Annotated in this window: 19 protein-coding genes; 13 read left to right on the top strand and 6 right to left on the bottom strand. The window is 71.0% G+C overall.

Features of this window, described 5'->3' with window-relative positions; translation table 11 throughout:
* Nucleotides 1–505 precede the first annotated feature (505 nt).
* The 6 genes from ACWD1U_RS32670 (at nt 506) to ACWD1U_RS32645 (ending at nt 9,547) form a co-directional block, all read left to right on the top strand.
* Nucleotides 506–2,425 carry a glycogen debranching N-terminal domain-containing protein gene (locus ACWD1U_RS32670; protein WP_451112980.1) on the top strand — a complete coding sequence of 640 codons (1,920 nt, stop codon included), beginning with the start codon at nt 506–508 and terminating at the stop codon, nt 2,423–2,425.
* Between the two features lie 130 nt (nt 2,426–2,555).
* Nucleotides 2,556–3,314: an NUDIX hydrolase gene (locus ACWD1U_RS32665; RefSeq protein WP_451112979.1), complete on the top strand. Its 759-nt coding sequence runs from the start codon at nt 2,556–2,558 to the stop codon at nt 3,312–3,314.
* Nucleotides 3,315–3,446: 132 nt separating this feature from the next.
* Nucleotides 3,447–5,576, top strand: a complete 2,130-nt coding sequence (locus ACWD1U_RS32660) for an ATP-binding cassette domain-containing protein (RefSeq protein WP_451112978.1) — start codon at nt 3,447–3,449, stop codon at nt 5,574–5,576.
* Between the two features lie 161 nt (nt 5,577–5,737).
* Nucleotides 5,738–6,625: a FadR/GntR family transcriptional regulator gene (locus ACWD1U_RS32655; RefSeq protein WP_451112977.1), complete on the top strand. Its 888-nt coding sequence runs from the start codon at nt 5,738–5,740 to the stop codon at nt 6,623–6,625.
* 426 nt (nt 6,626–7,051) lie between these two features.
* Entirely contained in the window at nt 7,052–8,584 is a 1,533-nt protein-coding gene (locus tag ACWD1U_RS32650) for an RNA polymerase sigma factor (protein ID WP_451112976.1), read from the top strand.
* 135 nt (nt 8,585–8,719) lie between these two features.
* Nucleotides 8,720–9,547 (top strand): S1 family serine peptidase, encoded by an 828-nt coding sequence (locus ACWD1U_RS32645; protein ID WP_451112975.1) that lies wholly within the window; start codon nt 8,720–8,722, stop codon nt 9,545–9,547.
* Between the two features lie 133 nt (nt 9,548–9,680).
* Here ACWD1U_RS32645 and ACWD1U_RS32640 read toward each other — a convergent pair whose 3' ends face one another.
* The gene (locus tag ACWD1U_RS32640) at nt 9,681–9,911 is read right to left on the bottom strand and encodes a DUF7455 domain-containing protein (protein ID WP_451112974.1); all 231 of its coding nucleotides are present in this window, start codon (nt 9,909–9,911) and stop codon (nt 9,681–9,683) included.
* 442 nt (nt 9,912–10,353) lie between these two features.
* Between ACWD1U_RS32640 and ACWD1U_RS32635 the strand changes: the two genes are divergently transcribed.
* The 3 genes from ACWD1U_RS32635 (at nt 10,354) to ACWD1U_RS32625 (ending at nt 14,773) form a co-directional block, all read left to right on the top strand.
* Complete coding sequence (locus tag ACWD1U_RS32635) at nt 10,354–12,477, top strand: DNA gyrase/topoisomerase IV subunit B (RefSeq protein WP_451112973.1); 2,124 nt, start codon at nt 10,354–10,356, stop codon at nt 12,475–12,477.
* Between the two features lie 146 nt (nt 12,478–12,623).
* Entirely contained in the window at nt 12,624–13,184 is a 561-nt protein-coding gene (locus tag ACWD1U_RS32630) for a DUF485 domain-containing protein (RefSeq protein WP_451112972.1), read from the top strand.
* Complete coding sequence (locus ACWD1U_RS32625) at nt 13,181–14,773, top strand: solute symporter family protein (protein ID WP_451112971.1); 1,593 nt, start codon at nt 13,181–13,183, stop codon at nt 14,771–14,773. The genes ACWD1U_RS32630 and ACWD1U_RS32625 overlap by 4 nt, the downstream gene beginning before the upstream one ends.
* Nucleotides 14,774–14,797: 24 nt before the next feature.
* Here the strand turns inward: ACWD1U_RS32625 and ACWD1U_RS32620 are convergent, their stop codons facing one another.
* On the bottom strand, nt 14,798–15,493 hold the full coding sequence (locus tag ACWD1U_RS32620; RefSeq protein ID WP_451112970.1) for a response regulator: 696 nt from the start codon (nt 15,491–15,493) through the stop codon (nt 14,798–14,800).
* 159 nt (nt 15,494–15,652) lie between these two features.
* Here ACWD1U_RS32620 and ACWD1U_RS32615 point away from each other — a divergent pair, with 159 nt between their 5' ends.
* Genes ACWD1U_RS32615 through ACWD1U_RS32605 form a run of 3 tightly spaced genes read left to right on the top strand, consistent with a single transcriptional unit; the run spans nt 15,653 to nt 18,440 of the window.
* Nucleotides 15,653–16,468 carry an ABC transporter ATP-binding protein gene (locus ACWD1U_RS32615; RefSeq protein WP_451112969.1) on the top strand — a complete coding sequence of 272 codons (816 nt, stop codon included), beginning with the start codon at nt 15,653–15,655 and terminating at the stop codon, nt 16,466–16,468.
* Nucleotides 16,458–17,321 carry an ABC transporter permease gene (locus tag ACWD1U_RS32610; protein WP_451112968.1) on the top strand — a complete coding sequence of 288 codons (864 nt, stop codon included), beginning with the start codon at nt 16,458–16,460 and terminating at the stop codon, nt 17,319–17,321. Before ACWD1U_RS32615 ends, ACWD1U_RS32610 begins: the two co-directional genes overlap by 11 nt.
* Nucleotides 17,322–17,378: 57 nt before the next feature.
* Complete coding sequence (locus ACWD1U_RS32605; RefSeq protein ID WP_451112967.1) at nt 17,379–18,440, top strand: ABC transporter substrate-binding protein; 1,062 nt, start codon at nt 17,379–17,381, stop codon at nt 18,438–18,440.
* Between the two features lie 176 nt (nt 18,441–18,616).
* Here ACWD1U_RS32605 and ACWD1U_RS32600 read toward each other — a convergent pair whose 3' ends face one another.
* The 4 genes from ACWD1U_RS32600 to ACWD1U_RS32585 form a co-directional block, all read right to left on the bottom strand.
* Nucleotides 18,617–19,297, bottom strand: a complete 681-nt coding sequence (locus tag ACWD1U_RS32600; RefSeq protein WP_451112966.1) for a response regulator — start codon at nt 19,295–19,297, stop codon at nt 18,617–18,619.
* Nucleotides 19,297–20,967 (bottom strand): sensor histidine kinase, encoded by a 1,671-nt coding sequence (locus ACWD1U_RS32595; RefSeq protein WP_451112965.1) that lies wholly within the window; start codon nt 20,965–20,967, stop codon nt 19,297–19,299. Before ACWD1U_RS32595 ends, ACWD1U_RS32600 begins: the two co-directional genes overlap by 1 nt.
* Before the next feature lie 113 nt (nt 20,968–21,080).
* The gene (locus ACWD1U_RS32590; RefSeq protein ID WP_451112964.1) at nt 21,081–22,025 is read right to left on the bottom strand and encodes a sucrase ferredoxin; all 945 of its coding nucleotides are present in this window, start codon (nt 22,023–22,025) and stop codon (nt 21,081–21,083) included.
* A 53-nt stretch (nt 22,026–22,078) separates the two neighbouring features.
* Nucleotides 22,079–23,338, bottom strand: a complete 1,260-nt coding sequence (locus ACWD1U_RS32585; protein WP_451112963.1) for a citrate synthase — start codon at nt 23,336–23,338, stop codon at nt 22,079–22,081.
* Between the two features lie 110 nt (nt 23,339–23,448).
* Between ACWD1U_RS32585 and ACWD1U_RS32580 the strand changes: the two genes are divergently transcribed.
* Nucleotides 23,449–24,609 carry a citrate synthase/methylcitrate synthase gene (locus ACWD1U_RS32580; protein WP_451112962.1) on the top strand — a complete coding sequence of 387 codons (1,161 nt, stop codon included), beginning with the start codon at nt 23,449–23,451 and terminating at the stop codon, nt 24,607–24,609.
* Nucleotides 24,610–24,728 lie beyond the last annotated feature (119 nt).

Here is a 24,728-nt window from a genome sequence, read left to right as displayed (position 1 = left end):
CCTGGACCGGCCGAACGCCGCACCGCCCCTGCTCCGTCGGAGCCCTCCGGCACCGGCGCCGAACCCTTCGAGGCGCACAGAGCGCAGAGGAAGCCCTCCCATGCAACAGCCGACTCCGCCCTCCGACGCCGACAACCGCCGCTCCCCGGGCGGGCCCCCGCCGCTGGGTCCGGCCGGGGCCGGAGCCCCGCGGTCCAGGGGCCAGGACGGTCCTCCGCGACCATCGGCCAGTATCGACGGTCACGGACCCAGGTTTCCCGGGGGTGCCTCACCCGCCGCGGCGTACACCGGCCCCGACTCGTGCCCGCCCTCACCGCCGGGTCCCGGCCCTTCGTCTCCGCCATGGGCGGGCCCCGGGCGTCGCTCGGGCTCCGGGCCGGGTCACGGCGCACCGCCCCCGGCGCAGGGCCGGCCTACGTCGCCCGCAGGCCAGGCGCCCCCTCCCCGGGGCGCCCCGATCCGCGGACCGCGCTGGTCCGCCGATCTGCCTCCCGCCCACACCCTGATGATCTGCGTCGCCCTGCCGGGCCTGGCCATCTCCACCGAGGAAGGGCAGCTGACCGGCCGAGGGCTGGAGGGCTTCTACCGCGCCGGGCGGCGCGTGCTCTCCCGCTGCGAGATCCGCGTGGCAGGGCGGGAACCCCTCCCGGTGCAGGCCCGGATGACCACGGCCGACCGTGCCAGGTTCGTCGGCACGCTGCGCGCGTCCCCGCAGGCGGGACCGGATCCCGACGTACTCGTGGAACGCAACCGCTTCGCGGACGGCACGGAGCGGATCACCCTGCACAGCGCGGCTCCCCGCCCCCTGCGGCTGCCGGTCGAGGTGGTGCTGGGCACGGACCTCGCCGACCTCGGCGCGATCGCCGCGGGCAACGCGGGACCCGAACTGCCCGCCAGCGTCCACGGCGCCGGCCTGCGCTGGTCCTGCGCCACCGGCAACGCCTCCGTCACGGCCGAACCGCCCCCGTCGGACGCCCTGGCCTCGGCCGGGCTGCTGCGGTGGGAACTCGATCTGCCGCCGGGCGGCAGCAGAAGTGTGGAACTGCGGGTGCGGCCGGACGGAGCGGGCCCCTTGCGAGCCGCGGGCCGCGCGGCGACAAGTCCGCTCGCTGCCGCCCGCGCGGAAGGCGACGACCCAAGAGCCCGTGACCTCCTGCGGACGAGCATCGAGGACCTCCAAGCCCTCCTGCTGCGTGACGCCGCCCACCCCGCCGACACCCACCTCGCGGCCGGAGCGCCCTGGCGCTGCGGCCTGGCCCCCTCCGACGCGCTCGTCGCCGCCCGGATGGCGCTGCCCCTCGGCACCGGCCTGGCAGCGGGGACACTGCGGATCCTCGCCCGGACGCAACTCACCGACTCAGGACCGCAGTCCGGGATGATCCCCGGCCCGAGACGCGACGCCGGCCCGCACCTCCCCCCGCAGTGCACGGGCACGGAGGCCACGCTGCTCTTCCCCGCGCTGCTCGCCGAGGCCCGCCGCTGGGGCCTCTCCGAGCAGGACACGGAGGAGTTGCTGCCCGTGGCCGAGCGCTGCCTGACCTGGCTGCGGATCGCCGTGGGCGACGGCAGCTACCTGGGTGACCTGTACCCGGGCGGACTGGTCCGCTGCGAGACACAGGCCCACGCCCACCGGGCCGCTCTGCTCGGCGCCGACCTGCTCGACGCCTGCGGTCGGGCCGGCGGAGCGGCACTGCGGCAGTGGGCGCACACGCTGCGGACTGCGTTCCGGAGCGATTTCTGGGTCGACGACCGAGGGGGCGGCCGGCCTGCTGCAGCCCGTGCCCCGGACGGCAGACCCGTGCCTCATCTCGGTGCGTCCGCCGTCCACCTCCTGGACACCGGGCTGCTGGGCGGCGGCGAGTCGGCGCCCGGCCTGCTCGACAAGGTCCAGACCGAGAACCTCGCCCGGCTGCTGGGCAGTCCTGCCATGGACTCGGGCTGGGGCCTGCGCGGACTGGGCGCCAAGGAACTGGGATACAACCCGTTCGGCCACCGTGCCGGGGCCGTACGCGTCCAGGAGACGGCCCTCGCCGTGGCGGGCCTGGCCGCCGCCGGCTACGAGAAGGAGGCGAACTCGCTGCTGCGCGGCGTACTCGCGGCCTCCGAGACCTTCGCTCACCGGTTGCCCGAGATGTACGCGGGAGAGCAGCGCAGGGAGGGCAGCGCACCCCTCCCGCACCCGGCGGCCTGCCGCCCGGCGGCCACACCGGCGGCTGCCGGAGTCCTGCTGCTGACAACGCTCGCCGGTATCCGCCCCGACGCCCCGGCCGGGACCGTCACCCTGCGTCCCATGCGCAGTGCCCCCCTCGGCGAGATCGGTTTCACGGGACTGCGCGTGGCGGGAGAGCCGTTCTCCGTGCGGGTCAGCCGGCTCGGCCTAGCCATGGTCGAAGAGGCGGCAGACGGACTGCAACTGGGGGTGTGACCTGCCAGGACCTGTCACCGACGGACCACCGCGAACAGACAGCGGAGCCAAATCGGACCGAAGTGGATCAGTAGGCGGGGGAAGCGGCGAAGGGCGTGTTTATCGTCAGGCAGACGACTATGATCGCCGCATGCCCTACGACCCGTCAGCGTTTCCGCCTTTCGCCGTCACCGTGGACCTGGTCGTGCTGACCGTGCGCCGCCATGCCCTCTGTGCGCTGGCGGTACGCAGGGGCGAACCGCCGTTCCAGGGGCGTTGGGCGCTGCCCGGCGGCTTCGTGCGGGCCGACGAGGACCTGGCGCAGGCCGCAGCACGCGAGCTGGCCGAGGAGACCGGACTGCGTGTCCACGACCCGTCCGTCCCCGCTCAGGACAACGGTGCGCATCTGGAGCAGCTCGCCACCTACGGTGACCCCAAGCGGGACCCCAGGATGCGGGTCGTCAGTGTCGCGCACCTCGCCCTCGCTCCCGATCTGCCTGCGCCCAGGGCGGGCGGCGACGCCAGCAACGCGCGCTGGGCCCCTGTCGAGGAACTGCTGCAGCAGGGCGGTCACGGGCGCGATGCGGAGCCGGTCGCGCCGCTCGCCTTCGACCACGCGCAGATCCTGGCGGACGGCGTGGAGCGTGCCCGCTCCAAGATCGAGTACTCGTCGCTCGCCACGGCTTTCTGCCCGTCGGAGTTCACGGTGGGGGAGTTGCGCCGCGTCTACGAGGCGGTGTGGGGCGTGACGCTCGACCCGCGCAACTTCCACCGCAAGGTCACTGGCACACCGGGCTTCCTCGTCCCCACCGGTGGGACGACCACGCGCCAGGGCGGACGCCCGGCCCAGCTCTTCCGCGCGGGCGGCGCGACTCTGCTCAACCCACCGATGCTGCGCCCCGAGGTCTGATCGACGAGCCGGGCACGCGCGGCGCCGGAACCGGAACTCGGCCTCCCGCAGCCCGGGCACGCCTGAGCGCCCTGCCCGAGGCAGGCCTTGCGCTGCCCGAAAAACCGGACATACCGCGCTATCTTGCTGCGGGTGATCCAGGCCTTCGGACTGACCAGCAACCCCCGCAAAGAGCTCCCGCCCGCAGCCGACGACGTCTCCTTCGAGGCGCGAGCGGGCCGGGTCACCGCGCTGCTCGGAGCACCGGGCGCGGGCAAGACGACGGTTGTCAGACTCATGCTCGAACTGCAACAGGGCCGTGGCATCACCCACTTCCGGGGCCGCCCCCTCCATCGCATCGCCCATCCCTCGCGTGAGGTCGGCGTTCTGCTGGGCGATGTGCCCGGGCACCCGGCCCGTACGGTCCGCGGTCATCTGCGCATGCTGTGTGCGGCCGCCGGGGTCTCGGTCCGGCGTGCCGACGAAGTCCTGGAGGCGGTCGGGCTCGTGAGCCTGCGCGACGAACGCCTCGGCACCCTCTCGCGCGGCATGGACCGCCGGTTGGGCCTGGCCTGCGTCCTCCTGGCCGACCCGCACACCCTCGTCCTGGACGACCCTGCCGACGGACTCTCCACCCGTGAAAGCCAGTGGCTGCACGGCATGCTGCGCGCCCACGCCGCTCAAGGCGGCACGGTCCTTTTCACCACAGCCGACCCCAAGGAGGCCGCGCGCACCGCCGACCGTGTCATCACGCTGGAGCAGGGCAGGCTCGTGGCCGACCAGGAGGCGGCGGAGTTCTCGCGCACCCGGCTCCGCCCTCGAGTCGCCGTACGCAGCCCGCACGCGGCCCGTCTGGCGGCCCTCCTGGCCAAGCAGGCCCGCACCGCGCAGCGCTCCGTCGAAGTCGTCCGAGAGGGCGGCAACCGCCTCTCCGTGTACGGCAGTACCTGCGCGGACATCGGGGAGGTCGCGTTCCGGCACGGCATCGTCGTCCACCAACTCGCCGATGAGATCGGGGATATGGGGCCCGGCGCAGGAGCCGCTCCCAGCGCGGGACGAACCTGCGCCGGCGGGCTGGAACCCGCCGGAGTCGCAACACGACCCGTCGGTGCCGGGCCGGAGCGCATCGCCGACGCGCACCGGACAGCCGCCGCTCCAGAGGCCGGTGAGCCGGGACTCTCCCTCGATGTGTCGAGACCGGCCCCCGTAGGCGGCCCCGCGGCCTCCCTCCCTGCGGCTTCCACCCTTGAGGCGCGGCCCACGCTCGATCCGCGACCCCTCACTGACACACCGGAGCCGGACGACGACGAGCCGCAGCCCTCCGCCGGCCCAGCCCACCCCGCCGCGCCGCACGAGCGCTCGAACACCCTTACGGCGGGTCGCCCGTCCGACGCCGCCGTGCCTCGTGAAGAATCGTCGACCGGACTCGCCTCATCCAGTGCTCCGCTCTCCCGCACGGCCGGCACCCTGGATCAGCTGCCCCCGCTGCCGCCCCCCATCTCCGTCCGTCCCGCCCCCAGCCCTCTCCGCCCCCTCCGCTACGAAATCCGCCGTGCCGCCGGGATCCGCACCGGGTTCCTCACCGGGGTCGTCGTGCTCGTCGTGTCCGCCGTGACCGCCGTCGTGCTCGCCCGCATCGGTCACACCCCGCAGCCGCGCCTGCTCGCCGCATGGCCGCAGGAGCTGCCGCTGCCGCCCGCGGCGCTCGGTGCCGGGCTGCTCGGCGCACTGGCCTTCGGCGACGAGTTCCGCCACCCTGCCCTGGCTGCGGACCGCGGCACCGTGCCCCGCCGGCTGGGGCTGCTGGCCGCCAAACTGCTCGTCTCCTCGGCGATCGCGCTGGTGCTGGCCGTCCTCACCGTCGGCTGCGACGCCGAAGTGCTCTATCTCGTCTACGGACGGGAGCTCGCCCGGGTTCCCGCCGACTGGCTACCGCTCAGTGCCGATTGGATCGGACTCGTGGTCGGCTGCGCATGGGCGGGCGTACTGGCCGCGGGTGTCTTCCGCTCCACCTCGGCCGGGCTCGCCGCGGTGGCCGCCGTGCCCCTCCTCGTCGTGCCCGTCGTGCACCAGCTCGTGAACGGACCGTCCGTGCGAACCGCGGCCGGACTTTCCGTGCGGCTGCGCGAGGCCCTCCTTCCGCGGTGGCCCTTCGGAGGGGAGCGGTACCTGGACGCCGCGCTCAGGGTGATCTCGCAACCTGTCGGCGGCGCACTGACGTTGTCGCTGACCGCCCTGCTCTGCGCGTACCTGCTCACCACGCTGCGGAGCAGGTTCAGATGACGACTGTCCGTAACCCTTAGTCCGGCCCTGCGCACAACTCCCCGAGGAACGCCCATTTCTTTCCGATAAGGCGTCAATTGCGACGGGGTGAGCGATCACCCTTTCGTGTGCTTTTCACCAAAGACCTCAAGGGAGTTGGAGACGGCGCCGACAAAGGATGCGTGAGTACCCTTGCGCACACCATGATGACCGCCGCCCGCTCCGCTGACTCCGGCCTCGCGAGCCCGGGCGAACTCGACCGCTACCCCTACGCCGAGGCACCCGCCGTCGACCGCGTCGGGGCCCCTGCCTGGGACGGCGCGGACTCCGAGCTGGGCCGTGTGGGCCGACGCGCCGCGGGTAGCCGCGGCCGCGGGCTGCACGGCCAACTCGTCCAGCAACTGGGTCAAATGATCGTCTCCGGCGACCTGGGGGCCGATCGTCCGCTGGTGCCCGAGGAGATCGGCCAGCGCTTCGAGGTCTCCCGCACCGTCGTGCGCGAGTCGCTCCGTGTCCTGGAGGCCAAGGGTCTGGTGAGCGCCCGCCCGAACGTCGGCACCCGCGTGCGGCCCGTCAGTGACTGGAACCTCCTCGATCCGGACATCATCGAGTGGCGGGCCTTCGGGCCGCAGCGCGACAGCCAGCGCCGCGAGCTGAGCGAGCTGCGCTGGACGATCGAGCCGCTCGCCGCCCGCCTCGCCGCCGGGCACGGGCGCGAGGACGTCCAGCAGCGCCTGACGGACATGGTCGAGATCATGGGGCACGCGATGGCCCAGGGTGACGCGCTCACCTTCTCCCGCGCCGACTCCGAATTCCACTCGCTGCTCATCCAGGTCGCGGGCAACCGCATGCTGGAGCACCTCTCGGGGATCGTGTCCTCCGCCCTCCAGGTCTCCGGTGGCCCGGTCGCGGGCTGTGACCGGCCGAACGAGACGTCGCTGGCCCATCACGGCCGTATCTGTGACGCCCTCGGCGCCGGCGACGGAGCCGCCGCCGAGGCGGCGATGCGCCAACTTCTCACCGTCCACCCCGAGGTGGAACGGGTGGTGCCCGCCCCGCGCGAGCACTGACCGCGTTCCGCGGGCGGCGCGGCCGGGTGTGCCACCCCCCTCCTGTGGCAGCGCCCGGTCGGTGGACCGCCTCCCGTCGGACCCCGCGGGATCTTCGTGATCCCGCGGGGTCCGACGGCGCGAAGGGGCCGCAGTTCCGCAGGGCAGGCCGGGTCGGTACCGTAAATGACCTCCCGTGCCCGCGTCTGACCGTTTTTGTTCGCTTACGGGGTGTGACTCGGGCCACGCAGATTGGGCGTAACGCTCGCGGGAAGAACGCGATGACCTAAGAGGTGACAGCCGCGGAGGGAATACGGACGCCGTACACGGCGCTGTGCATCTTCCCGGCCCCCGCCCGCGCCGTCGGCCCATCCCCAAGCCGGCGGTCGGCTCCTGTCCCTGTGGACGGGGCCGGAAGCCGTTTTCCAACGTTCCGAGAGGTTGTTCGTGTCGGCCAGCACATCCCGTACGCTCCCGCCGGAGATCGCCGAGTCCGTCTCTGTCATGGCGCTCATTGAGCGGGGAAAGGCTGAGGGGCAGATCGCCGGCGATGACGTGCGTCGGGCCTTCGAAGCTGACCAGATTCCGGCCACTCAGTGGAAGAACGTACTGCGCAGCCTCAACCAGATCCTCGAGGAAGAGGGTGTGACGCTGATGGTCAGTGCCGCAGAGCCCAAGCGCACCCGAAAGAGCGTCGCAGCGAAGAGTCCTGCCAAGCGCACCGCCACCAAGACGGTCGCGGCCAAGGCGGTGACCACCAGGAAGGCCACCGCCACGCCGGCGGCGCCCGCCACCGAGCCCGCCGTCGAGGAGGAGGCGCCCGCCAAGAAGGCGGCTGCCAAGAAGACGACCGCCAAGAAGGCGGCCGCGAAGAAGGCCGTCGCCAAGAAAACGGCGGCCAAGAAGACCAGTGCCAAGAAGGACGACGTCGAACTCCTCGAAGAGGAGGTGCTCGAGGAAGCAGCCCCCGGCAAGGCCGTTGAGGAGCCCGAGGGCACCGAGAACGCGGGTTTCGTGCTCTCCGACGAGGACGAGGACGACGCGCCCGCGCAGCAGGTGGCTGCCGCCGGTGCCACCGCCGACCCGGTCAAGGACTACCTGAAGCAGATCGGCAAGGTCCCCCTGCTCAACGCCGAGCAGGAGGTCGAGCTCGCCAAGCGCATCGAGGCGGGGCTGTTCGCCGAGGACAAGCTGGCCAATGCCGACAAGCTCGCCCCGAAGCTCAAGCGCGAGCTGGAGATCATCGCCGAGGACGGCCGCCGCGCCAAGAACCACCTGCTGGAGGCCAACCTCCGTCTGGTGGTCTCCCTGGCCAAGCGCTACACCGGCCGCGGCATGCTCTTCCTGGACCTCATCCAGGAGGGCAACCTCGGTCTGATCCGCGCGGTCGAGAAGTTCGACTACACCAAGGGCTACAAGTTCTCCACGTACGCCACCTGGTGGATCCGTCAGGCGATCACTCGCGCCATGGCCGACCAGGCCCGCACCATCCGTATCCCGGTGCACATGGTCGAGGTCATCAACAAGCTCGCGCGTGTGCAGCGCCAGATGCTCCAGGACCTGGGCCGCGAGCCCACCCCGGAGGAGCTGGCCAAGGAGCTCGACATGACCCCGGAGAAGGTCATCGAGGTCCAGAAGTACGGCCGCGAGCCGATCTCGCTGCACACCCCGCTGGGCGAGGACGGCGACAGCGAGTTCGGTGACCTCATCGAGGACTCCGAGGCGGTCGTCCCGGCGGACGCGGTCAGCTTCACTCTCCTCCAGGAGCAGCTCCACTCCGTTCTGGACACCCTGTCCGAGCGCGAGGCGGGCGTCGTCTCCATGCGCTTCGGTCTCACCGACGGTCAGCCGAAGACCCTCGACGAGATCGGCAAGGTGTACGGCGTCACACGCGAGCGGATCCGCCAGATCGAGTCCAAGACGATGTCGAAGCTGCGCCACCCGTCCCGTTCGCAGGTGCTGCGCGACTATCTCGACTGATCGCGGTCGTACGACGTGGAAGGCCCGGTTTCCTGAGGGAAGCCGGGCCTTCGCTGTGTCGCCCTCCGGGGTGCGGAGGCCGGCGGCGTGGATCACCCTGGGTGTCTCATCGTCACCACGGAGTGAGGAGTGTGTATGCGTCGTCGCCTTGCCCGAGCCGTGGCCCTGGCCGCTGCCTCGCTGAGCGTCATATCCCTGGGTTCCAACGCCTCTGTGGCCGCCGACCGGGTGGTCATAGGTGGATTCCCCGTCGACGTGTCCCAGAGCCCCTGGACGGTGGCCCTGTCGAGTCGTGACCGGTTCGGAGGGACGCGCGCGGGGCAGTTCTGCGGAGGCGTGGCGGTGGGCCGCAGCACCGTGCTCACCGCAGCCCACTGTCTGGACCGGGACGTGCTGGGCGGGCCACCGGAGCGGGCGCGGGACCTCAAGGTCATAGCCGGGCGCACCGACCTGCTCTCGAACCAGGGTGGTCAGGAGGTCGCCGTGCGCCGCACCTGGGTGAACCCGGCGTACGACGGTGTCAGCAACTCCGGGGACTTCGCCGTCCTCACCCTGGACGAACCTCTCCCCGCCGACTCGGTCATCGGCATGGCTCCGGACGGTGACCCCGCGTATGCGGTGGGTGGTACTGCGACGGTGTACGGGTGGGGCGACACCTCGGGCGCCGGAGCGTATGCGAACAGTCTGCGGGCGGCACGCGTGCGCCTGCTCGCCGACGCTCTCTGCGAGGACGCGTATCCAGGGGGTGCCGACGGCGCCTATGACGCTCGGAGCATGCTGTGCGCCGGGGAGACGGAGGGGGGTCGGGACGCCTGCCAGGGCGACAGCGGGGGCCCGCTGGTGGCCCAGGGGCGGGTGATAGGGCTCGTGTCCTGGGGGATCGGCTGTGGGCGAGCCGGCAGCCCGGGGGTGTACACGCGGGTGTCCGACCTGATGCGAACCCTCGGCTGGACCCGGGCGTGAGAAGGCTGTGGGAGGCGTCCGGCGGCGCCTGAGTCGGCGAGTGGGGACGAGGACGGGCGGCTGCCTCCGAGTGGAGAGGCAGCCGCCCGCTCACCGGCCTGTGCCGGGCTGGCTCGTCGTCGGACGCGAGGTGTCAGCGCTCTTCTTCGGAGGCGTTCTCGGGAACGGACGTCAGCCGCTCCGTCTCGTCCTGTATCTCAGCGGCGATCTTCTTGAGTTCCGGCTCGAACTTGCGCCCGTGGTGGGCGCAGAAGAGCAGCTCTCCGCCGCTGAGCAGGACGACGCGCACGTACGCCTGGGCGCCGCAGCGGTCGCAGCGATCAGCGGCCGTCAACTGGCTCGCAGGGGTCAGAACAGTAGTCACGTCGCCTCTTCTCTAGCTCGACGAGCTGTCGTACCAGGGTCAACATCCAACCAGCCCCAAAACGTTCCCGCTCTGGGCTTCTCCTCGAAAGAATCTTTGCGAGGCGGCTGTCTGTTGCCGGTTGGCGGCGAATGTGCCGTATTGCGTGTCTATGTGTCTTACGGGGCTTCGCGTTGTATCGGTGGTCGGTCCTCCCGGCTGGGTTGCCGGTCGTTCATGAGGACGTGCCCGGAGCCTAAATGGTTCATGCCTGGAAGGGAACGTGATGTGTGCTTCACTCCATCGAGGGATCGAACAGGCATGCGAGCCTGGACTAGTCTGAGTTTCCGACGAGGGTGGCGTTACAACGGCTCTACCAGGCCTCTGTACCCTCTCACCGGTGACTGAAGCCGCGCCCTTACCCGTGAGGGCCCCATCTGAAATTCAGCGAGGAGCGAACCGCGTGACCGCCGATACGTCCGTGCCGTCCACAGCTCTGCTGGCAGGAGCAGACCGGGACGGTTCCAACTACACCGCGCGGCACCTGCTCGTCCTCGAGGGGCTCGAGGCCGTGCGCAAGCGCCCGGGCATGTATATCGGGTCGACCGACAGCCGTGGCCTGCTGCACTGCCTCTGGGAGATCATCGACAACTCCGTCGACGAGGCCCTCGGCGGCTACTGCGACCACATCGAGGTGATCCTCCAGGACGACGGCTCGGTCGAGGTCCGGGACAACGGCCGGGGCATCCCGGTCGACGTCGAGCCCAAGACCGGCCTGTCGGGTGTCGAGGTCGTCATGACCAAGCTGCACGCCGGCGGCAAGTTCGGAGGCGGCTCGTACGCCGCCTCCGGCGGTCTGCACGGCGTCGGTGCCTCCGTGGTGAACGCCCTGTCCGCCCGACTGGACGTCGAGGTGGACCGTGGGGGGCACACCCACGCGATCAGCTTCCGGCGCGGCGTCCCCGGAGCCTTCGCCGGGAACGGCCCGGACGCCAAGTTCGAGGCCAAGGGAGGCCTGCGCAAGGCCAAGAAGATCCCCAAGACCCGTACCGGCACTCGCGTGCGGTACTGGGCCGACCGCCAGATCTTCCTCAAGGACGCCAAGCTCTCCCTGGAGACGCTGCACCAGCGTGCCCGCCAGACCGCGTTCCTGGTGCCCGGCCTGACCATCGTCGTGCGTGACGAGTACGGGCTCGGCGAGGGCGGCAGCAAGGGCGAGGAGTCCTTCCGCTTCGACGGCGGGATCAGCGAGTTCTGCGAGTACCTGGCCACCGACAAGCCGGTTTGTGACGTCCTTCGCCTCTCCGGTCAGGGCACCTTCAGGGAGACCGTCCCGGTCCTGGACGAGCACGGTCAGATGACGCCCACCCAGGTCACCCGTGAGCTCGACGTCGATGTGGCGCTCAGGTGGGGCACGGGGTACGACACGACCCTGAAGTCGTTCGTGAACATCATCGCCACCCCCAAGGGGGGTACTCACGTCGCCGGCTTCGAGCAGGCCGTGGCCACCACCATGAACGAGGTGCTGCGCGCCAAGAAACTGCTGCGCGTCGCCGAGGACGACATCGTCAAGGACGACGCCCTGGAGGGGCTGACCGCGGTCGTCACGGTGCGCCTCGCGGAGCCTCAGTTCGAGGGGCAGACCAAGGAGGTCCTGGGGACCTCGGCGGCCCGTCGCATCGTGAGTAACGTGATCAGCAAGGAACTGAAGGCGTTCCTGACCTCCACGAAGCGGGACGCGGCCCAGCAGGCCCGTGTCGTGCTGGAGAAGGCTGTCGCCGCGGCCCGCACCCGCATCGCCGCGCGGCAGCACAAGGACGCCCAGCGCCGCAAGACGGCCCTGGAGTCCTCCTCGCTCCCGGCCAAGCTCGCCGACTGCCGCAGTGACGACGTCGACCGAAGCGAGCTGTTCATCGTCGAGGGCGACTCCGCGCTCGGCACGGCGAAGCTCGCCCGGAACTCCGAGTTCCAGGCGCTGCTGCCGATCCGGGGCAAGATTCTGAACGTCCAGAAGTCGTCCGTGACGGACATGCTGAAGAACGCCGAGTGCGGCGCGATCATCCAGGTCATAGGGGCCGGCTCGGGCCGGACCTTCGACATCGACACGGCCCGGTACGGCAAGATCATCATGATGACCGACGCCGACGTCGACGGCTCGCACATCCGCACGCTGCTCCTGACCCTGTTCCACCGCTACATGCGGCCGATGGTCGAGGCCGGACGGGTCTTCGCCGCGGTGCCGCCGCTGCACCGCATCGAGATCGTCCAGCCGAAGAAGGGCCAGGACAAGTACGTCTACACGTACTCGGACCGGGAGCTGCGAGACAAGCTCATGGAGTTCCAGACCAAGGGCATCCGCTACAAGGACTCGATCCAGCGCTACAAGGGCCTCGGCGAGATGGACGCCGACCAGCTGGCCGAGACGACCATGGACCCGCGCCACCGCACCCTTCGCCGGATCAACCTGTCCGACCTGGAGGCCGCCGAGCAGGTCTTCGATCTACTGATGGGCAACGACGTGGCGCCGCGCAAGGAGTTCATCTCCAACTCCGCGGCGACGCTGGACCGGTCGCGGATCGACGCGTAGCAGCCGCACCGGGCCGTAACGGAGCAGGGCCGGGGTGTCGCATCCCGGCTCGGAGCCGGCGGCGGCTTGCGGGTCGGGTCACCTGATGGGGTGAACAGCGAGGGGAAGAAGAGTCGGGCATCTTCCCGTTCTGTCCATCCTTGGGCATGCAGTCAAGCAAGGGCCGTCCCCACGGAGCCGGGGCTGGTCAGGAAAGTTCGGTCGAGCATCTCGACGGTCATGACCCGGCCCCGGCCGAGGGGGCCGGACAGCTGAGGTACGACGATCCCTGGTACGACGCCCTGGCCTCCGGCTGGGGCGAGTCGGCCGGTGTCGAGGCGCCCGCTCCGACGGTCGTGCCGTCCGCCCGAAAAGGGGGCGAGACCGGGGCCGCCGCGGCCGATGTGTACCTGGAGGTGCAGCGCAGCGAGGCCTTTCGGGAGGTGCGTCGGCGGTACCGCAGGTTCGTGGTGCCGGCCTCCGCGGCCTTCTTCGCCTGGTACGTGGGTTACGTCGTGGCGGCCACGACGGCGCCATCGCTGATGGCCCGGCCCGTGGCGGGAGCGGTGAACGTGGCGATGGTCGCGGGGCTCGGGCAGTTCCTGACCACCTTCCTGCTCACCTGGGCGTACGCACGGCACGCGCGGCTGCGCAGGGACCGGGCCGCGCTCGAACTGCGGTGGGACACCCAGGAACTGACGCGCGGCGTGGACGGCGGTGCCTCGTGACGGGTGATCACCAGACCTTGGCACTGCTGCTGTTCAGCGCGTTCGTCGCGGTCACGCTGGCCATCACGACCTGGGTGAGCCGCAACCGGCGTGGATCGGCGGAGGAGTTCTACGTGGGCGGGCGGCTCTTCACACCCATGGAGAATGGTCTTGCCATCGCGGGCGACTACATGTCGGCCGCTTCCTTCCTCGGGGTCACCGGGCTCATCGCGCTGTTCGGCTACGACGGGCTGCTGTATGTCGTCGGATTCCTGGTGGCGTGGCTGGTGGTGTTGTTCCTCGTCGCCGAACTGGTCCGCAACTGTGGCCGGTTCACGCTCGCCGACGTCGTGGCGGCGCGGATGAGGGAGCGGCCGGTGCGGATCGCGGCGGGAACCTCCTCGGTCACCGTGTCCGTTCTGTATCTGGTGGCGCAGATGGTCGGCGCGGGCAGCCTGGTGGCGCTGCTGCTCGGGGGCACGAGCGGGGCGGCACGGGCCTGGACCGTCATCGGCGTCGGCGCGCTCATGGTGATCTATGTGTCGTTCGGAGGTATGCGGGCGACCACATGGATCCAGATCGTCAAGGCGGTCCTGCTGCTCGGCGGCACCATCGCCCTGACGGTGCTCGTCCTGGTGCGCTTCCAAGGCGACCTGGACCGGCTGCTGCTCACGGCGGCCGAGCGCAGCGGGCACGGGGAGGCGTTCCTGGCGCCCGGGCTGAAGTACGGCGGGGACTGGACCTCCCGGTTCGACTTCATCAGCCTGGGACTGGCCCTCGTACTGGGTACGGCGGGGCTGCCGCACATCCTGTCCCGCTTCTACACGGTGCCCACGGCGCGCGCCGCACGCCGCTCCGTGGTCTGGGCCATCGGCCTCATCGGGGGCTTCTACCTGATGACGATCGTGCTCGGGTTCGGGGCGGCCGCCATCGTGGGGCCGGAGGCGGTACGCGGATCGAACGCGGCGGGGAACACGGCGGTTCCGCTGCTGGCGCTCGATCTGGGCGGTGGTGCCGGGTCCACGGGGGGAACGGTCCTGTTCGCGATCGTCGCCGCGGTCGCCTTCGCCACCATTCTCGCCGTGGTCGCCGGCATCACGCTCGCGTCCTCGGCGTCCGTGGCCCATGACCTGTACGCGTCCCTGCGGCGGAAGGGCGGCAAACCGCGCAGTGAGGTGGCCGTGGCGCGTATCGCGGCAGCCGGAGTAGGGGTGGTGGCGATCGCCCTCGGTCTGCTGGCGAGGGACCTCAACGTCGCGTTCCTGGTGGGGCTCGCCTTCGCCGTCGCCGCGTCGGCGAACCTTCCGGTGCTGCTCTACTCCCTGTTCTGGCGCGGTTTCACCACCCGTGGCGCCGTGTGGGCGGTCTACGGCGGCCTGATCCCGGCGGTGGTGCTCGTGGTGCTCTCCCCGGTGGTCTCGGGCAGCCCGGACTCGCTGTTCCCGGGCGTCGACTTCCAGTACTTCCCGCTGCAGAACCCGGGCCTGGTCTCGATCCCGCTGGGCTTCCTCGCGGGCTGGCTGGGCACGGTCACCTCGGCTGAGGTGCCGGACGAGGCCAAGCAGGCGGAGACCGAGGTGCGGTCGCTGACCGGGGCGGGGGCGGCGTAGGGCGGCGCCCGCACGGCCGTACGGCTACGGCGTCACCCAGGCGTAGCGGTGTTCGGGTCGGCCCGTGTCGCCGTACCTGAGGGACAGGCGCAGGCGGCCGGACTGTTCCAGGCGGCGGAGGTAGCGCTGGGCGGTGGAGCGGCTCAGGCCCGTCTCGGCGGCGACCTCGTGGGCGGAGAGCGGGTGATCGGCGTGGTGCAGGACGCGGCAGATCAGTTCCGTGGTCGGCTCCGAGTGGCCGTTCGACAGCCCCGGGGAGGCCGGGAGCGGCGTGGTGCGCAGGGCGCTGAAGATCCGGTCGACCTGCTCCTGCGCGGCGATGCCGCGACCGCCGCCGACCCGCTCGACGGTGCGGCGCAGGGCGGCATAGGAGTCGAGGCGGGTGTGCAACGCGGCGAAGGTGAAGGGTTTGACCAGGTAGTGCAGCGCGCCCAGGCGCATCGCGGTCTGGATGGTCGCGACGTCCCCGGCTGCGGTGATCATGATGACGTCGGCCCCGTGGCCCTGCTCGCGCATGCGGTGGACGAGTTCGAGGCCCGTCCAGTCGGGAAGGTAGTGGTCGAGCAGGACCAGGTCGATGCCTCCGCGCTGCACACTCGCCAGCGCCTGGGCGGCACTGTGCGCGCGGGCCGCCACCCGGAAACCGGGGACCTTTCCCACGTACTTGGCGTTGATCTCGGCGACACGGAAGTCGTCGTCCACGACCAGGACGTCAATCATCGGGCCTCTTTCCGTCAAGGCCATGCGGGCAGCGAGCCCTGTTCGGCTCCGTTGTTGTAACCCGAGCAGAACGAGCACAACAGGCTTCTGCGAGCAAAAGAACGGTATGCGCGCACAAGACTGATGTCGCTTCCGGAACCGGATCTACCGTCCCCGGCCATGAGCGCAGACACCAGCCCCGTCATCGAACTGCGGGGCGCGAGCAAGACGTTCAGGACCCCGTCTGGAGGCCTGCACACGGCCGTCCGCGACCTGGATCTCACGGTCGGCCGCGGCGAGTTCGTGGCGGTCGTCGGCCCCACGGGCTGCGGCAAATCGACCACGCTGACCCTGGTCAGCGGCCTGGAGGAGCCCACCGAGGGCGAGGTGCTGGTCGTCGGCGAGCCGGTACGCGGCGTCGGTGACAAGGTCGGCTTCGTCTTCCAGCAGGACGCCACCTTCCCGTGGCGTACGGTCCTGTCCAACGTGATGGCGGGACCGCGCTTCCGGGGCGTGCCCAAGGGGGAGGCGAAGCGGAAGGCACGCGAGTGGCTGGCCCGGGTCGGGCTCGCGGCCTTCGAGGACCGCTACCCGCACCAGCTCTCCGGCGGCCAGCGCAAGCGGGTGGCGCTCGCCGCGACCTTCGTCAACGACCCCGAGATCCTGCTCATGGACGAGCCGTTCTCGGCACTCGACGTGCAGACCAGGGCGTTGATGTCGGACGAACTGCTCGACCTGTGGGAGGGCACGCGCGCCTCGGTCGTCTTCGTCACCCACGACCTGGAGGAGTCCATCGCCCTGGCCGACAAGGTCGTCGTGATGACCGCGGGACCGGCCACCGTGAAGAGGATTTTCACCATCGACCTGCCCCGGCCGCGCAAGGTCGAGGCGGTGCGCCTGGAGCCGCGGTTCATCGAGATCTACCGCGAGATCTGGGAATCCCTCGGCGAAGAGGTGCGCATCACCCGCGAGAGGGGTGCCGCCCATGTCGCCTGAACTGCTCAGCGCACCGGTGGTGGAGACGGCCAAGGCCCCCGACCGTGCCCACTCGCGGGCCCGCGCCGCACGCCGGCGGAAAGTCCTCATCAACTCGGTTCGGGCGCTGCTGCTGGTCGGCGTCCTCGGTCTCTGGGAGGCGCTGTCCCGGGCTCAGGTCATCGATCCGTTCAACTTCTCCATGCCCTCGCAGATCTGGGACCAGATCTACACGTGGGTCGCGCACGGTACCGCGCTCGGTTCGTTGGGCGAGCAGATCTGGTACACGCTCTACGAGGCGTTGCTGGGCTGGGTCCTCGGTGTGGTCGCGGGTGTCGTGCTCGGCATCGCGCTGGGGCGGATCACGCTGCTCGCCGATGTCCTTGGTCCGTACATCAAGGTGCTCAACTCGATTCCCCGGATCGTCCTCGCACCGATCTTCGTGATCTGGTTCGGACTCGGCCCGGCCTCCAAGGTCGCCTCGGCCGTCGTCCTGGTCTTCTTCCCGGTGTTCTTCAACGCCTTCCAGGGCGCCCGCGAGGTCGACCGCAACCTCGTCTCCAACGCCCGCATCCTGGGCGCGAGCGACCGCCGGGTGACCCTTCAGGTGGTCATCCCGTCCGCCACCTCCTGGATCTTCACCAGCCTCCACGTCAGCTTCGGCTTCGCCCTCATCGGAGCCATCGTCGGCGAGTACATCGGCGCCACCAAGGGCATCGGCCTGCTCGTCGCGCAGTCGCAGGGCACCTTCAACGCGGCCGGGGTGTACGCGGCGATGGTCATCCTCGCCGTCGTCGCGCTCCTCGCCGAAGGACTGCTCACCTTCGCCGAACGGCGCGTCTTCCGCTGGAAGCCCGCAGGTTCCGAGCACTGACACCCGCCCCGTACGCCCCCTTCTCCGTTACTCCCCTTCACAAGGACGTGAACCGCCATGCGCAAGAACGCCCGATACGCCGCCCTGGCCACCGCCGGCCTGCTCGCCCTCTCCTCGCTCACCGCCTGCGCCAACGACGCCGCCGGTACGGCGTCGGCCGGCTCGGGCAGCGGAGGTGACGGCAAGGGCGAGCAGGTCAAGATCATGGTCGGGGGCCTGGACAAGGTCATCTACCTGCCCGCCATGCTCACCCAGCGGCTCGGCTACTTCGACGCCGAGGGGCTCGACGTGAAACTGCTGAGCGAGCCGGCCGGCGTCCAGGCCGAGACGGCGCTGGTCTCCGGGCAGGTCCAGGGAGCCGTCGGCTTCTACGACCACACCCTCGACCTCCAGACCAAGGGCAAGCACATCGAGTCGGTCGTGCAGTTCTCTCGCGCCCCCGGGGAGGTCGAGATCGTCTCGGACAAGGCGGCGGGTGACATCACCTCGCCCAAGGACTTCAAGGGGAAGAAGCTCGGCATCACCGGCCTCGGTTCCTCGACGGACTTCCTCACCAAGTACCTCGCCGTGAAGAACGGTGTGAAGGTCAGCGACTTCACGCCCGTCGCCGTCGGGGCCGGACCGACCTTCATCTCGGCGCTCCAGAAGGGCTCCATCGACGGCGGCATGACGACCGACCCGACCGTGGCACAGATCCTGGACAAGAAGGCGGGCCGCGTCCTTCTCGACATGCGGACGCCGCAGGGGTCCCAGGAGGCACTCGGCGGGCCGTATCCGTCGTCAAGCCTGTACATGCGGACGGACTGGGTGGACAGCCACAAGAGCACCGTCCAGAAGCTGGTCGACGCGTTCGTCAAGACGCTCAAGTGGATGTCCACGCACAGCGCGTCCCAGATCGCCGACAAGATGCCTGCCGACTACTCGCAGGGAGACAAGGCCCTCTACGCACAGGCGATCAAAAGCACGTTGCCGATGTTCACCAACGACGGCGTGATGCCGGCGGACGGCCCCGAGACGGTCGAGAAGGTACTCAAGGCGTTCAACCCCAACATCAAGAACGCCAAGATCGACCTCGCGCGGACCTACACGACCGAGTTCGCGAAGAAGGCCACGGGCTGACAGCCGGGAGGGCCTCGGACTGCCTACAGCATGGCCAACGGCCTTGCCCGGTAGCCCGGTCGGTCCTGGGCGGTGACTCTTGCTCCGGCCACCCGACTCACCCCGGATTGCCAGTAAAAGTCAATCGGCGTGAACTGGTGCAATCCAGACTCGATTTCAAGATCTTCGGCATCCTTCTAGCCGCGGGTCGCCCACACGTATCGGTGTTCCGGGCGGCCCGCATCGCCGTACTTCAGGGTCAGTCTGGCCCGTCCCGTGCGCTCCAGGAGCTTCAGATACCGCTGGGCGGTCTGGCGGCTCACCCCGGTCCGCTCGGCGATCTCCTGCGCGGACAGAGGCCCGTCGGCGTTCATCAGCGACTGGCGGACCAGCTCCGCGGTGGTGGGGGAGTGCCCCTTGGGCAGGGCGGGTTCAGACCCGGCCGACAGTGCGCCGAAGATGCGGTCCACCTCGGCCTGTTCCGCCTCCCCGCCGCCGTCGAGCGTGCGACGCAGCTCCGCGTACGCCTCCAGCTTGGCGCGCAGCCCGGCGAAGGCGAACGGCTTGACCAGGTACTGCAGTGCGCCGTGCCGCATCGCCGCCTGCACGGTCGTCACGTCCCGGGCCGCCGTCACCATGATCACGTCGGTCTGGTGGCCGCGCCGCCGCATCTCCTGGACGACCGCCAGCCCCGTCTCGTCGGGCAGGTAGTGGTCCATGAGCACCAGGTCCAGCCGGGGCAGCGTCTCCAGCTGGCGCAGCGCGTCCGCGGCGCTGTGCGCCTCGCCTGCGACATGGAAGCCCGGCACCTTCTCGACGTAGGCGGCATTCACCCGGGCCACCCTGGTGTCGTCGTCCACGACGAGGACCTCGATCATCACGACTTCTCCTCGGCCGTCCGCCGGACGGACGGCACGGTCAAGGCCGGTTCGGGACCCGGCTCGGCCAGCGCCTCGGGCAGGATGACGGTGAACTCCGCGCCCCCGCCATGCGCCTCGCCCACGGTCGCCCTGCCCCCCTGCCGCTCGGCGAGCCTGCGCACCAGGGAGAGCCCGATGCCCCGCTCGCGGTGCGCCGGCGGCTTCTTCGTGGACCATCCCTCGGTGAAGATCGACTCTCGGTGCTCGGGCGGGATTCCCGGCCCCGTGTCGCACACCCTGAGGATCGCCGTGCGGCCCTCGGCGCGCAGTTCGACCTCCACGCGCGCGTGCGGCTTGCCCGCGACGGCGTCGAGCGCGTTGTCCACCAGGTTCCCCACGACGGTGACCAGGCCCTGCGGGTCGACCAGCCGGTCGGGCAGCCGGGTCCGGTCCGACACCCACAGGGCGACGCCCCGCTCGGCCGCGACGGTTGCCTTGCCGACCAGCAGGGCGGCGAGCAGGGGATCCTCGATCCGCTCGGTGACCTGTTCCGCGGTCGCCCGGTGGTCGCCGACGACTTCGCCGACGAACTCGACGGCTTCGTCGTACATCTCCAGTTCGAGCAGCCCCAGGAGCGTGTGCATCCGGTTGGCGTGCTCGTGGTCCTGGGCGCGCAGGGCGTCGATCAGACCACGGGTGGAGTCGAGTTCGCGGCCCAGCTGCTCCAACTCGGTGCGGTCGCGCAAGGTGGCCACGGCGCCGCCGTCGTCGGTGGGCATGCGGTTGGCGACCAGCACCCGCTGGCCGCGCACGGTGAGCAGGTCGGTGCCGGTGACGCGTCCGGCCAGCACGTCGGCCGTCCGGCCCGCGCCGAGCGCCTCGTCGGGGGAGCGGCCCACCACCGCGTCCCCGATGCTCAGCAGGCGCTGCGCCTCGTCGTTGACGAGGCGGATCCGGCCGGTGCGGTCCAGGGCGACGACGCCTTCCCGGATGCCGTGCAGCATCGCCTCCCGTTCCGACAGCAGCGCCGCGATGTCCGAGAAGGCCAGGTCCCTGGTCTGTCGTTGGACCCGCCGCGAGATGAGCCACGCGGCCAGCGCGCCCACGGCCAGGGCACCGCCGGCATACGCGAGCAGCCCGGGGATCGCGTGGATGAGCCGGGCCCGGACGCTGTCGTAGGCGATACCGACCGAGACGGCACCGACGATCGTGCCGTCGCTGTCGCGCAGCGGCACCTTGCCCCGTGCGGAGCGGCCCAGGGTGCCGCTGTCGATCTCCATGACCTCCTTGCCGGCCAGGGCCTGGCCGGGGTCGGTCGAGACGATGCCGCCGATCTGCTTGGGGTCGGTGTGCGACCAGCGCACGCCCCGCCAGTCCATCACGACGACGTACTCGGCCTTGGTGGCCTTGCGGATCCGCTCCGCCTCCTTCTGCACCGGACCGTTCGGTGAGGGAGGCGTGTCCCTCACCTCCTCGGCGAGGCCCGGCTGCTGCGCGGTGGTCTGCGCGATCGCCAGGGCGCGGCGCATCGCCTGGTCGTCGAGCTGGTCGCCGAGGGGCGCGAGGAACAGCCCGGTCGCGAGGACCGCGACCCCCGCGGCGATCGCCACCTGCATCAGCAGCACCTGCGAGAACACCCGCCGGGGCAGGCCGAGGCGCAGGCGGCGAGCGGGGGGAGTGGGGCTCATACCCATGACGGTACGTGCGGCTGCCCACTCGCCGTAACGGGTGTGGCATGGATCTCTTGATCAATACGTGCGAAGACGGCGTCCACTGCCGGAAATCGGTGGAGGCCGGACGGTCAGCTCGCGAGCGCCGTCGTCAACCTCACCTCGCGCACCGCCACCACGTCCATCCGCGCGGGTGACCCGAGGACGGACGCCCCGCAGCTCTCCGGACGGGGCGGCAGGGCGGCCCCCTGGACCACGTCGACCTGCCAGCGGCGCCCGTCGACGTGGGCGACGGTCACCTCCCAGTGCGGGGCCGCGCCGGCCGTCCGTACGACGCTCAGCGCCTCCGCCGCGCACTCGCCCGTCATGGTGCGCACGGCCAGCTCGGCCGCCTGGCCGGGCCGTTCCCAGGCCGAGCCGCCCCGGCAGCCCTCCACGACGATCCGCCCCTCCCGCGCGCCCTGCAGGACCTCCTTGAGGGTGTGCGCCTCAGCCCGGCCGTAGGCGTATCCGTACGGCAGCACGAGCGCCGTGGGGGAGAAGCGGTGACCACCCAGATGGGTGACCTCCCAGACGCCCTCGACGCCGGACGCCACCAGTTCGGCGGCGAGGGGCCGGCCGAGGAGGGCGCAGCATCGGTCGCGCTTGCCGTTGGTGCAGACGAGGGCGAGCGGCTCATCGTCGTGGGGCTCCGCCCCGAGCACGGCGTCGAAACTGCCGTGGTCGCCCCGGCCGAGTGCGGCGAAGTCGAGTTCGAGCAGCCGGGCGGGGTCCGAGGTGGTGGCGCTGCGCAGCCACACGTTTCCCGGAACGGTGTGGGCCGCGAACACCCGGCGCGTGGCGGGCATACGGCGGTCCGCATGGCGCCCTGGCCTGCGGATGAGCACGATCCGTACGCCCGTGTCCTTCGCGGCCGCCTCCAGGGCACGGCCCACCGCGGGGTCCAGGTGGCTCGAAGTGAGCGCCTTGGCACCCCACGGGCCGGGCTGTTCCAGCAACAGCCAGGTCCTCGCGATGGCCGCGGTTCCCGGAACGGGCTCGTCGGAGTCCCGGGAGACGCTTGAGCACGTACTCACAGAGGTGAGCCTAACCTGAGTTGGGCCGCAGCTCATTCCGGCCCCGCCCTTGCCTACTCCGGCAGTGGTTGTGGCGGCTTGGGACCTGAGTAGACACCGCTCGGGCGCATGCGCAGGGGGCGCTCGCCGTACTCCTCCAGGGCGTGGGCGATCCAGCCCGCCGTACGGGCCACTGCGAAGATCGTCTCGCCCGCGGTCGGCGGCATGCCGCAGGACGTGGTGAGCACGGCGAGCGCCAGGTCGACGTTGGCGTGCAGCGGGGTGTGGCGGGCGGTGGTCTCGACGATCTCCCGGGCCGCGAGCAGGGCGGGTTCCGCCTGCGGGACCTGCTCCAGGAGGGCGAACAGCGCACGCGCGCGCGGGTCCTCGCCCGGGTAGAGCCGGTGGCCGAGTCCCGGGATACGGCGGCCGGCGCGGAGTTGGTCCTCGATCACCGGTGCCGCGTCGCCCTGGTCGAGCACGTCCTGCAGCAGCCGGTGGGCGAGCCCGCTGGCCGCGCCGTGCAGCGGCCCCTCGATCACGCCCAGTCCGGCGGAGACCGCCGCGTAGGCGTGGGCCCGGGCCGACGCCGCCACACGCACCGCGAGCGTGGAGGCGGCCAGGTCGTGGTCGACGAGGAGGGCGAGGGCGGCGTCCAGGGCGCGCAGAGCCGCCTCGTCCGGGTCCTTGCGCGGCGACAGGCGGGTCCACAGGCGGTGGGCCAAGGGGCCGTCGTCACGGCGGTCCCGCCGCCCCGGAGGCAGGGCGGCGACGAGCGTGGGGATGAGGGTGCGCGCGGTGCCGAGTACGGCGTCCTCGGACAGGTCGAAGCGCAGCGGGTCGGCGGTCGCGGCGGCGATCGCCGCGACCCGCAACCGGTCGGTGGGCGCGGCGTGTTCGGGCAGTGCCTCGACCGCGCTGCGGGCGACGGCCACGGAGGCCGCGGGTGCGGTGAACGTGGTGCCCGGGCGCATCCGGCCGGTCCACAGCCACTCGGCGACCTCCTCGTAGGTGTGCCGTGTGGCCAGGTCGACCGCGTCGACGCCGCGGAAGTAGTAGCGGTCGCTCTCGATCAGCGTGATGCGGGTGCGTACGCCCAGCTCTCCGCCGGAGCCGGAACCGCCCGCGCTCTCCCGCCGGTTGCGCCGGGCGAGCGCTTCGACCTCTTCGGCGTCGAAGGTGCTGCCCCGGCCGCCGGTCACCCGCCGGCTGCTGAGCTGACCGCGGCTCACGTACGCGTACACGGTCTCCGCCTTCACGCCGAGCAGTTCGGCGGCCTCCTTGGTCGTCAGCCGCCGTTCCGCGTCCAGGGGGACGGGTTCTTGATCGCGCATGGGGGTCACCGTATCCGCCTAGCGGACCATTGATGGATATATTGATCTAATCAATATTGACACACCTCAAGTCAAGCATGGACAGTCGAATCAAGTCCAGGGAGGAACACATGTCCGTCAACAGGTCCACAGCCGCGCTCATCGATGCACCCCGGGGGCTCGCGGGTGTCGTCGTCGCCGACACCCAGGTCGGTGACGTCCGTGGCCTCGAGGGCTTCTACCACTACCGGCAGTACTCCGCCGTCGACCTCGCGCGGACCCGCGCCTTCGAGGACGTCTGGCACCTGCTCGTCCACGGCGAACTGCCGGACGCCGGGCAGGGCGCGGCCTTCGCGGCGCACACCGCGGCGCTGCGGCGGCTGCCCGACGAGGTGCGAGCGGCCTTGCCGGCCATCGCGGCAGCCGGCGGGCGCTCCGGCCCGCTCGCCGGGATGCGCACGGCGCTGTCGCTGCTGGGCGCGGCCAAGGGCTTCCGGCCCGTGTACGACATCGACGCCGACCTGCGCAGGCAGGACACCCTCGCGGCGGCCGCGGCCGTACCCACGCTGCTCACCGCGCTGCACCGGCTGGGGAACGGGCTCGAGCCGGTGGAGCCGCGCGAGGACCTGTCCTATGCGGCGAACTACCTCTACATGTTGACCGGTTCGGTACCGACCGAGCAGCACGCGCGGGCGATCGAGCAGTACCTGATCTCAACCATTGATCACGGATTCAATGCGTCAACCTTCACGGCCCGGGTCATCGCGTCGACGGGCGCGGACGTGGCGGCCTGCCTCGCCGGTGCGGTGGCCGCGCTGTCGGGGCCACTGCACGGAGGCGCCCCCAGTCGCGCGCTGGACACCCTGGACGCGATCGGCACCCCGGATCGCATCGACTCCTGGGTGCGAGAGCGGGTGCTCGCCGGCGATCGCATCATGGGGTTCGGGCACGCGATCTACCGCACGGAGGACCCGCGGTCGCGGATGCTGCGCGAGGTCGCCCAGGGGTTCGGCGGTCCGCGGGTGGACTTCGCCGTGGAGGTCGAGCGGCACGTCGAGGCGATCCTGGCGGAACTGAAGCCCGGCCGTGAACTGCACACCAACGTCGAGTACTACGCGGGCGTGGTCATGGAACTCTGCGGCCTGCCCCGCGAGATGTTCACCCCGACCTTCGCCGCCGCGCGTGTGGTGGGCTGGAGCGCCAACATCCTGGAGCAGGCGGAGGACACGAAGATCATCAGGCCGGTGGCGCGGTACGTGGGCCCGGAGGCGCCGGCGCCTGTGCCTGCCTGAGCATCGGCAGTGCGGCGGCACGAAGGCCCGGCACCGCGCCTCGCCGCGTTGCCGGAGTGGGGCGCGCGCGCCCCCCGCCGCGGGGCGGCGCCGCCCCGCGGGGGGGGGGCGGGGGGGGC

This window comes from Streptomyces sp. NPDC002788 (assembly GCF_053592115.1).
Note: the sequence above shows the minus strand (reverse complement) of the source record. Positions and strands in the feature narration are given on the sequence as shown.

Bases quoted from the DNA above. Each gene is read 5' to 3' on its own strand.
- ACWD1U_RS32670 (WP_451112980.1), top strand. From the start codon at position 506: ATGATCTGCGTCGCCCTGCCGGGCCTGGCCATCTCCACCGAGGAAGGG.
- ACWD1U_RS32665 (WP_451112979.1), top strand. From the start codon at position 2,556: ATGCCCTACGACCCGTCAGCGTTTCCGCCTTTCGCCGTCACCGTGGAC.
- ACWD1U_RS32645 (WP_451112975.1), top strand. From the start codon at position 8,720: ATGCGTCGTCGCCTTGCCCGAGCCGTGGCCCTGGCCGCTGCCTCGCTG.
- ACWD1U_RS32630 (WP_451112972.1), top strand. From the start codon at position 12,624: ATGCAGTCAAGCAAGGGCCGTCCCCACGGAGCCGGGGCTGGTCAGGAA.
- ACWD1U_RS32620 (WP_451112970.1), bottom strand. From the start codon at position 15,493: ATGATTGACGTCCTGGTCGTGGACGACGACTTCCGTGTCGCCGAGATC.
- ACWD1U_RS32615 (WP_451112969.1), top strand. From the start codon at position 15,653: ATGAGCGCAGACACCAGCCCCGTCATCGAACTGCGGGGCGCGAGCAAG.
- ACWD1U_RS32610 (WP_451112968.1), top strand. From the start codon at position 16,458: ATGTCGCCTGAACTGCTCAGCGCACCGGTGGTGGAGACGGCCAAGGCC.
- ACWD1U_RS32605 (WP_451112967.1), top strand. From the start codon at position 17,379: ATGCGCAAGAACGCCCGATACGCCGCCCTGGCCACCGCCGGCCTGCTC.
- ACWD1U_RS32600 (WP_451112966.1), bottom strand. From the start codon at position 19,297: ATGATCGAGGTCCTCGTCGTGGACGACGACACCAGGGTGGCCCGGGTG.
- ACWD1U_RS32595 (WP_451112965.1), bottom strand. From the start codon at position 20,967: ATGAGCCCCACTCCCCCCGCTCGCCGCCTGCGCCTCGGCCTGCCCCGG.
- ACWD1U_RS32585 (WP_451112963.1), bottom strand. From the start codon at position 23,338: ATGCGCGATCAAGAACCCGTCCCCCTGGACGCGGAACGGCGGCTGACG.
- ACWD1U_RS32580 (WP_451112962.1), top strand. From the start codon at position 23,449: ATGTCCGTCAACAGGTCCACAGCCGCGCTCATCGATGCACCCCGGGGG.